This is a genomic window from Rhizomicrobium sp., from assembly GCF_056722145.1.
The window spans coordinates 1-8,422 of the sequence record NZ_JBWZET010000126.1 but is presented as its reverse complement, the minus strand read 5'-3'; the positions used below and the strand labels follow the sequence as shown (position 1 = coordinate 8,422).

The following is an 8,422-nucleotide window of genomic DNA, read 5'->3' as shown; positions in this document are numbered from 1 at the left end:
CGATCCAGGTCAAATCTGTCGCGATCTTCGGGGTTGTGCCAGATGGTACCTGGATGGCCCGCAGTCGCGGGCCATGACACCGAGGGGCGTGGGACGATCAAGGGATTCCGGCCGAACGTCCGATGCTCTAGGTGAAGAAACCGGGCCATGAGGCGCGACTCCGAACTGGACGATCATCAGGTATGCTCTCAAGCATGAATACGAGTATGAGAACGCTATAAAGAAATCGGAGTTTTGCAGATGATTGTACCTGTCTTCGAGAGTCTCGGTACAGATGGTCATCAAGCGTTTCGTAACCCAATAGGATGTTAGAGAAGAACGGTGGCGCACGCATTTCGCAACGTCGTAACGCATTACATCGATGACTTATCATTGGAGTACTAAAGGTGACCTCGCGCACGGTGTGAGCAAAGCAGTTTCTGATATCGGCGATCACCTGAAGCTCCTTCACCGTAATAGGTCCGTACAGGCTTAGAGCTTGGCCGAGCAAAATTTTTGGCTGAAAGTTGCGCAGCGGACCATTATGAAAAATCCTGTTGTGATCTTTCGCTGCCATTCTCCTCATCCGTCCGGCGAGGCGCTTTTCCAGCGCGCCTTCCAGGATGGTTCCGGCTATAATTGCGGCAATATGGTCGGCTTGGTTGCGAAGCTCACTAATCCTTCTGAGCGCAGGCATGAATGGTAGATACCGAATCCGAGGCCTTCCTCGAACTTTGGACATTTCATTAAGCTCTGAATGCAAAAGGAGTGTATCCGTTTTTGTTTTCCTGAAATTCTATTTTTCAATTTGGCTATTCTGCTGTGTCTCTTGCGGACAAGCGCACCTCCGACATTCCGCCGCCTTGAAACCGGCGCGGGCACACCTACCTCTTTGGTGTTGTTTGACCGCGCCGGAGAGAGACTGACGAACACGCGTCGCAATCGCGTCGTTGTTGCGAGCGATTCGAATTTGAATCGGGATGTTCCGGCGCCTTGGCACCCCCCGCTAATCGGGCGATTTTCGTGGCGCGGTCGCTGCTTAGCCGGAATTGAATTCAATATTTTTGTTTTCCGCTCCGCTACGGGGATTGGAAGGTCTTACGGTTGTAGTTTAGACTAATTCTGAAACATCGACCAAGGCCCACCTGTGACGCTTGCCTTGCCGAATCTCGATTTCGCCCCCATCGCCGTGCCCGAGGGGCCGATCCGGGTGGGGTCGGCGGAGCATCTGCGGCTGTTCTGCAAGACGCTGCTGACGACCTTCAACCCCTACAAGCCGGCGGTGATCGACTGGCCGGTGCTGGACGCCAAGACCCAAGCGATTATCACTGCGCTGCCGATCTGGGATATCGCGGTGCAGACCGAGAACCGGGCCGGCGTCTGGGTCGGCTCCTATGCCGCCCTGGCCGGCGACCCGCTGCTGCGCCAGGCGATTGAGCTTGACGCCTTCGAGGAGCGCCGCCATCGCCATGTGCTGGCCAATCTTGTGCAAGCCTATGGCATCGCGCTGAAGCCCGAGCCCCCTTATCCCGCGCCCAAAAACCCCGAATGGGCGTTCCTGCAGGTCGGATTTTCCGAATGCGTCGACAGCTTTTTCGCCTTTGGCCTGTTCGAATCGGCCCGTCGCACGGGCTTCTTCCCACCCGAACTTGTGGACACGTTCGAGCCGGTGATCGCCGAGGAGGGCCGCCATATTCTGTTTTTCGTCAATTGGCTGGCGTGGCACCGCCGCAACCTGCCGCTGTGGCGACGGCCCTGGTTCGAACTTAAGGTGGGGCTGATCTGGGCCTATCTGATCCTGGAGCGGATCGGCATCGCCTCCAACATCGGCGGCGGCGAGAAAGAGGCCAATTTCACCGTTAACGGCGCCGACCAGCTGGGTGTGGATATCTCGCCCGCCGCGCTGATGGACCTCTGTCTCAGCGAGAACGATCGCCGCCTTGGGGTGTATGACAGCCGCCTGTTGCGGCCGACGTTTGTTCCGGCCATGGTGCGGCTGATCCGGCGCTTCCTGCCGGAATTCAGGAAGACATAGCGTTGGCATGAAGATCTGGACTGTCGTTGCGCTGATCGTCGGCTTCGCCCTGGCGGTCTTCGTGGTGTGGCACATCGGCGTCGCCGAGGTGTATGGCGCCATCACGCGCGTCGGCTGGTTCGGCTTCGTGGTGATCCTGATCACGGCCATGCCGATCATCGCCTTTTTGGCGCTGGCGTGGCGCTCGGTGGTCGGAGCGCTGGTGCCGTACTGGGTGTTCTTCGCCTCGCGCCAGTTGCGTGATTCCGCCACCGACCTGCTGCCCTTCACCAACATCGGCGGCATCGTCATCGGGGCGCGGGCCGGCATCCTGGCCGGCATTCCTTCCACCAAGGCCTATTCCACGGCGGTGGTGGACATCACCTGCGAGACCATGGCGCAAATCGCTTTCACGGTGATCGGCCTGCTGATCGGCTTCACACGATTGAAAGCGTCGCCGGAGCTGGCGGTCTACATCGACGCGCTGATCCTCGGCACGGCGTTGCTGGTGCCTGGCGTGATCGCGTTCGTGGTGCTGCAGCGCAAGGGCTCGAAGCTCGCGACCAAGATGGCGGGGCAGTTCCTGCCCAAGGCGGTTTCTCACACCGCACAGTTCACCGCCGAAATCGAGGCGCTTTACCAGCAGCCGATGAAATTGGCGCTGTGCTCGAGTTATCACCTGATCGCCTGGATGGCGGCCGCGTTCTGGCTGTGGGTGATGTTCCGGTTATGCGGCGCCCACGTCGACATGATGGATTGCATCGCAATCGAGAGCCTGCTGTCGGCGCTGCGTTCGGCGGCGATCTTCATTCCGGCCGCGGTCGGCGTGCAGGAGGCAGGCTATGCCGCGTTGGCGCCGGTGTTCGGAGCGGGACCGGAAATGGGGCTGGCGGTGTCGCTTCTGAAACGCGCCCGCGACGTGGTGCTCGGCATTCCGGTGCTCCTGATCTGGCAGGCGGTGGAAGGCAAACGCGCCTTTTCCCGCGACAAGGAGAGCGAAGCGGCATGAGCGGGCTTGCCTTCGTCACCGGCGCGTCCGGATTCGTCGGCTCGGCCGTGGCGCGGCGGCTGAAGCAGAATGGCTTCGGACTGCGCCTCGCGGTCCGCGCCTCCTCGCGCCGCGATAATCTCGAAGGGCTGGGCGCCGAGATCGTCACCGCCGACATGATGGATTGCGCCGCGCTGACCGAGGCAATGGCGGGGGCGCGCGTGCTATTCCATGTCGCCGCCGATTACCGGCTGTGGGCGAGGGACCCGGAAGAGATCGTCCGCAATAATTTGAACGGCACGCGCGCGGTGATGCAGGCGGCGCTGGCGGCGGGGGTTGAGCGTATTGTCTATACGTCGTCGGTCGCCACCTTGAAGGCGCGCAGCGATGGCGTCGCGGTCAACGAAACCTGCCGCCATACCGCAGAAAGCGCGATCGGCGCCTACAAGCGTTCGAAGCTGGTGGCGGAACGGTTGGTGGAACAGATGGTCGCCGAGGACGGCCTGCCGGCGGTGATCGTCAATCCTTCCACCCCGATCGGCCCGCGCGACATCAAGCCGACACCGACGGGGCGCATCATTGTCGAAGCGGCAACCGGCAAGATTCCGGCATTCGTCGATACCGGGCTCAATCTCGTCCATGTCGATGACGTTGCCGAAGGGCATCTGCTGGCGCTGGAAAAGGGACGCATCGGCGAAAGCTATATTCTGGGCGGCGAGGACGTGTCGTTGCGCCGGATGCTGGCGGTGATTGCCGGGCTGGTGGGGCGCAAGGCGCCGACCATCAATCTGCCGCGAACGCCGCTTTATCCGATCGCCTGGATAGCAGAAGGTCTCGCCATGCTGACCGGCAAGGAACCGTTCGTCACCGCCGATGCGCTGAAAATGGCGAAGTACCACATGTTTTTTTCGTCGGCGAAAGCGGCGCGGGACCTCGGCTACAGCGCCCGTCCGTATACGGAAGCGCTGACCGATGCGCTCGCCTGGTTCAAGGCGGCCGGATATCTCAAATGATCGCAGGGATCGTCACCGGTATGGCGCTGGCGATCTGGCTGGTGCTGGTGTTCGGCCGCGGCTGGTTCTGGCTGTGTCGCGAACGCGATGAGCCGCCGGCGCGCGCGCCCGACGTTTGGCCCTCCGTCACCGCCGTGATTCCGGCGCGCAACGAGGCGGCGGGCATTGGCGCTTGCGTCGAAAGCCTGAAGGCGCAGGACTATCCCGGGCCGTTCCGCATCATCGTGGTCGACGATCAGAGCGACGATGCCACCGCGGCCATCGCGCGCAACCTGGGCGTCACGGTCGTCAGCGGTGCGCCGCATCCGCCGGGCTGGACCGGCAAGCTGTTCGCGGTCAGTCAGGGTGTGGCGGCGGCCGATACCGATTATCTCTGGCTCACCGACGCCGATATCACCCATGCGCCCGACAATCTGCGGCAGTTGGTGACGCGGGCGAAAGGCGGGCGGCTGGTACTGGTGTCGCTCATGGCGCAGCTCAATTGCGCCAGCTTTGCCGAGAAGCTTCTCGTCCCCGCTTTCGTATTCTTCTTCGCCATGCTGTTCCCGTTTGCCTGGGTCAACGATCCCAGGGCCAAGACCGCGGCGGCGGCGGGCGGCTGCATGTTGGTGGAGCGCGCAGCGCTGGACCGGGCGGGCGGGATCGCGGCAATCCGCGGCGAGATCATCGACGATTGCGCCCTCGGCCGCGCCTTGAAGCGGCAAGGACCGATCTGGCTCGGGCTGACCCGGCGGGCGGTATCGATCCGGCCTTACCCGCGCCTGTCCGATATCCGCGCCATGGTCGCGCGCTCGGCCTATGCCCAGCTCGGCTATTCGCCGCTCGCGCTTTTGGGAACCGTCGTCGGCATGATGCTGCTCTACGTTGTGCCGCTGGCCGGCCTCGTGGGCGGCGGTGCGGTCTTCGGCGCCTTGACCTGGGCCGTGATGACGGTTTGTTTCCAGCCGATATTGCATTTCTATCGGCGTTCGCCGGTCTGGGGAGTAGCATTGCCCCTGATCGGTGTCCTTTATGCCGCATTCACCGTGGACTCGGCCGTGCAACACTGGCGCGGGCGTGGCGGCATGTGGAAGGGTCGCGCCCAGGCCAAGATGACATGAGCATGAACGACGCAGCGGCACTGAAATCGGGCAAGGGCCATCGCGACGAGAATTTTCCCGTCGCCTCGGTGGTCATCGCGCCGCGCCATCGCCCGGCGGTGATGGCGTTCTACAATTTTGTTCGCACCGCCGACGATGTTGCCGACAACGCTACCGCGGCGCCGGACGAAAAACTGCGGCTGCTCGAAGACATGCGCCTGACCCTGATGGGCGGGTCCGACGTGTCGCCCGAGGGCGTGCGGCTGCGCACCGTGCTGGACGAGCGCGGGCTCGCCACCGATCACGCCGCCGATCTGTTGGAAGCCTTCCGCCGCGATGTCACCAAGCTGCGTTACGCCGACTGGGACGAGCTGATCGACTATTGCCGCTATTCGGCGATGCCGGTCGGGCGCTATGTGCTCGATGTCCACGGTGAGGATCGCAGCGTCTGGCCGTTGAACGATGCGTTGTGCGCGGCGCTGCAGGTGATCAATCATCTGCAGGATTGCGGCAAGGATTATCGCGACATCAATCGCGTCTATCTTCCCGAGGACGTTTTGAAAAAGAACGGCGCTTCGGTCGAGATGCTGGGCGAGGCGCAGGCGCGCCCGGCGTTGAAGGCGGTGCTCAACGAACTGGCGTCGCGCAATGCCGACCTGCTCGCCACATCGGCGGCGTTCGCCGGCAAGATCCGCGATCCGCGCCTGGCGTTCGAGGTCGCCCTGATCCAGCGTTTCGCCGAGGACCTCAACATCCGCCTGTTCACCGCCGATCCCTTGGGCGAACGCGTACATCATCGAAAATCCGAGCTGATTCCGCTCGCCGTCTCCGCCTTCGGGCGGTTCGTTTCCTCCCGTTTCAGCCGCAGAATTTCACTATGACGCCAGCTTCCTCCGCCCCGGAAATCGAAGCGGTGCGCCGCAAGGCCGCCGGTTCGTCGTTCTATTCCGCCATGAAGCTCTTACCCAAGGCGCGGCGCGAAGGAATGTATGCGATCTATGCTTTCTGCCGCGCCGTCGACGACATCGCCGACGATGGCGAGGGCACGCGCGAAGAACGCCTCGCCGAACTCGAGGATTGGCGGGACGATCTGAAGGCGCTCTACACCGGCGCCCACGCCGGCCACGCCGCGTTCCTGAAAGAGGTGGTGGATACCTACCAGCCACGGCTCGCCGATTTCCTGGCGGTGATCGACGGCATGGCGATGGACCTCGAAGGCGACATCGTGGCGCCCAATCTCGACGTGCTCGATCTTTACTGCGATCGCGTCGCCAGTGCCGTCGGACGGCTGTCGATCAAGGTGTTCGGCATGGAGGACGAGCCCGGATTCGCGCTGGCGTTCCATCTCGGCCGCGCCTTGCAGCTCACCAACATCCTGCGCGATCTCGACGAGGACGCCGAGGTCGGCCGGCTTTATCTGCCGCGCGATTTTCTCGGTACCATCGGACCGGTCAATCCCGCGGAAGCGCTGGCCAAGCCGGAAATTGACGCCGCCTGCCGCCAGGTCGTGGCGCTGGCGAAGAAGCACTACGCGGAGTCGGATCGCATCATGGCGGTGCGGCCGGTAGGCGATTTGCGGGCGCCGAAGCTGATGAGCGCGGTCTATGCCGAAATTCTCAAACGCATGGAAACGCAAGGCTGGGTGCCGCCACGCCGGCGGGTGAAGGTGCCGAAGCTGCTGCTCGGGTGGCTCGCCTTGCGCTACGGGATTCTCCGATGAGAACCATCGTCGTCGGCGCGGGATTGGCGGGGCTGGCGGCCGCGGTGACCAGGGCCGAAGTCGGCGACGACGTCGTGGTCTACGAGGCGTCCGGTCATGCCGGCGGACGTTGCCGCTCCTATGTCGACGCGACGCTCGGCTGCATTATCGACAATGGCAATCACCTGGTGCTGTCGGGCAATCCCGCGGTGCAGGCGTTCCTCAAATCGATCGGTTCGCGCGATGCGCTGATCGGACCCGAGCACGCCGCGTTCGATTTCGTCGATTTGCGCGACGGAGCGCGCTGGACGCTGAAGCCCAACGAAGGGCCGCTGCCGTGGTGGATTTTCTCGTCGCAGCGGCGCGTGCCGGGGACGACGGCGTTCGATTATTTCAGGCTCGGCGGCTTGCTGGCGGCGGGGCCCGCGGCAACCGTCGGCGATCTCGTGCCCACCGACGGCCCGTTGTGGCAAAAGATGATGGGGCCGGTGCTGCTCGCCATCCTCAACACCGATCCGAAGCTGGGCTCGGCAAAGCTGACGACGGCGGTGCTGAAAGAGACGATGGCCAAAGGCGGGCGAGCCTACCGTCCACGCATCGCCCATCCCAATCTCGGGCAGGCCTTCATCGAGCCGGCCCTGAAAACGCTCGCCGAGCAGCACGCCATGGTCCATTTCGGCCAGCGGCTGCGCCGGATCGTTTACGATCACGACCGCATTCTGGCGCTCGAATTTCCGGAAAACACCGTGCCGGTGGGGCGGGACGATCGCGTCGTTGTGGCGGTGCCGCCGTGGGTGGCGAAAGACCTCGTGCCCGAGCTGACGGTGCCGAGCGAGTTCCGCGCCATCGTCAATGCCCATTTCAAGGTTGCGCCGCCGGCCCAAGCGCTTTCAGGAAAAGTGGGAACCGGATTTCCGTCCGAACGCGCGCAGAAAAATGGGACGCCGAAGATGCTGGGCGTGATCGGCGGCACGGCGGAATGGATTTTCGCGTTTGAGGATCGCGTCTCGGTCACCGTCAGTGGTGCCGATTGGCTGGTCGACCGCGATCGCGAAGCGCTGGCGCGCACGCTGTGGGACGATGTCGCCAAAGCGCTGAACCTGCCGCCGGTGTTTCCAGTCTGGCAGGTCGTCAAGGAAAAGCGCGCCACCTTTGCCGCGACGCCCGAGCAGGATGCCCTGCGTCCGCCGGCCCAGACGCGCTGGAAAAATTTGCTGCTGGCCGGTGACTGGATCCAGACCGGGCTTCCCGCCACCATCGAAGGCGCGCTGCGCTCGGGATTTGCCGCCGCGCACGTTTGAAAAGGCGCGGCACCGTGAGGGGAAGCTCGCAGCGCCGCGCCGGCACGGTCAGTCGTTGTGAGGCTTGCCGTGCGCACTCCAGACGACGCTTGCTTGCCACGGCACCGTCACCGGTTTGCCATCCAGCATGGCGGGGCTGTACTCCCAACGGGCGACACAGGAGACGAGGGCGGCGTCGAGCAGCGCGGAACCGCTCGACTGGTAGATCTGGATGTTGGCGACCTTGCCTTCATCGGTGACGTCGAACCGCACGGCGTTGCGACCTTCGACGCCGCCCCGCAGGGCTTCCGGTGGATAGTATTGGACGCAGCGATGCGCCTCGCCGAGAGGCACCGGCCGGCTGATCGCC

Annotated in this window: 9 protein-coding genes; 8 read left to right on the top strand and 1 reads right to left on the bottom strand. The window is 63.5% G+C overall.

Annotation, left to right across the window (positions count from 1 at the left end):
• The first annotated feature begins 478 nt into the window (after nucleotides 1–478).
• From AC1P6P_RS07045 to hpnE, 8 genes are all read left to right on the top strand, one after another.
• A complete protein-coding gene (locus AC1P6P_RS07045; RefSeq protein WP_481401725.1) occupies nucleotides 479–685 on the top strand; it encodes a hypothetical protein in 207 nt (68 codons plus the stop codon).
• Nucleotides 686–1,138: 453 nt separating this feature from the next.
• Complete coding sequence (locus tag AC1P6P_RS07040; protein WP_481401724.1) at nucleotides 1,139–2,014, top strand: ferritin-like domain-containing protein; 876 nt, start codon at nucleotides 1,139–1,141, stop codon at nucleotides 2,012–2,014.
• A gap of 7 nt (nucleotides 2,015–2,021) precedes the next feature.
• Nucleotides 2,022–3,002: a lysylphosphatidylglycerol synthase domain-containing protein gene (locus AC1P6P_RS07035; protein WP_481401723.1), complete on the top strand. Its 981-nt coding sequence runs from the start codon at nucleotides 2,022–2,024 to the stop codon at nucleotides 3,000–3,002.
• Entirely contained in the window at nucleotides 2,999–3,994 is a 996-nt protein-coding gene (hpnA, locus tag AC1P6P_RS07030) for a hopanoid-associated sugar epimerase (RefSeq protein ID WP_481401722.1), read from the top strand. The genes AC1P6P_RS07035 and hpnA overlap by 4 nt, the downstream gene beginning before the upstream one ends.
• On the top strand, nucleotides 3,991–5,094 hold the full coding sequence (locus AC1P6P_RS07025; RefSeq protein ID WP_481401721.1) for a glycosyltransferase: 1,104 nt from the start codon (nucleotides 3,991–3,993) through the stop codon (nucleotides 5,092–5,094). Before hpnA ends, AC1P6P_RS07025 begins: the two co-directional genes overlap by 4 nt.
• 2 nt (nucleotides 5,095–5,096) lie before the next feature.
• The gene (gene hpnC / locus AC1P6P_RS07020; RefSeq protein WP_481401726.1) at nucleotides 5,097–5,954 is read left to right on the top strand and encodes a squalene synthase HpnC; all 858 of its coding nucleotides are present in this window, start codon (nucleotides 5,097–5,099) and stop codon (nucleotides 5,952–5,954) included.
• A complete protein-coding gene (gene hpnD / locus AC1P6P_RS07015) occupies nucleotides 5,951–6,793 on the top strand; it encodes a presqualene diphosphate synthase HpnD (protein WP_481401720.1) in 843 nt (280 codons plus the stop codon). The genes hpnC and hpnD overlap by 4 nt, the downstream gene beginning before the upstream one ends.
• Nucleotides 6,790–8,073, top strand: coding sequence for a hydroxysqualene dehydroxylase HpnE (gene hpnE, locus AC1P6P_RS07010; protein ID WP_481401719.1), 1,284 nt, complete (start codon nucleotides 6,790–6,792; stop codon nucleotides 8,071–8,073). The genes hpnD and hpnE overlap by 4 nt, the downstream gene beginning before the upstream one ends.
• A 48-nt stretch (nucleotides 8,074–8,121) precedes the next feature.
• Here the strand turns inward: hpnE and AC1P6P_RS07005 are convergent.
• The coding region (locus AC1P6P_RS07005; protein WP_481401718.1) for an energy transducer TonB at nucleotides 8,122–8,422 on the bottom strand (301 nt) is incomplete at its 5' end.